Origin of the sequence: Paenibacillus sp. 32352 (assembly GCF_002042965.1) — a bacterium.
Lineage (GTDB): Bacteria > Bacillota > Bacilli > Paenibacillales > NBRC-103111 > Paenibacillus_S > Paenibacillus_S vulneris.
Map to the genome: position 1 here is coordinate 1 of NZ_MZNT01000065.1, position 299 is coordinate 299.

Genomic DNA, 299 nt, shown 5'->3' on the forward strand with positions numbered 1-299 from the left:
AGTGCGTAATAGCTCACTGGTCGAGTGACTCTGCGCCGAAAATGTAACGGGGCTAAACACGCCACCGAAGCTATGGCTCGCGTCGCCTTCATTGCATCTTTGAGGTTTCCGTTTAGACACGGGACATTCGCCAGATTCTACTTTTAAGTAGATTCAAGGAATCTGGCTAAATGCTCCCAGGGCTAAACGCGCAGCTTCGAGGCTGGAATGAAGGTGACGCAGGGGTAGGGGAGCGTTGTATGCAGGTTGAAGGTGTACCGTAAGGAGCGCTGGACAGCATACAAGTGAGAATGCCGGTA

At 52.2% G+C, this 299-nt stretch carries 1 rRNA gene; it reads left to right on the plus strand.

What is annotated here, in order from left to right:
- Positions 1 to 299 (plus strand): 23S ribosomal RNA (locus B1728_RS35605); the annotation flags it as partial.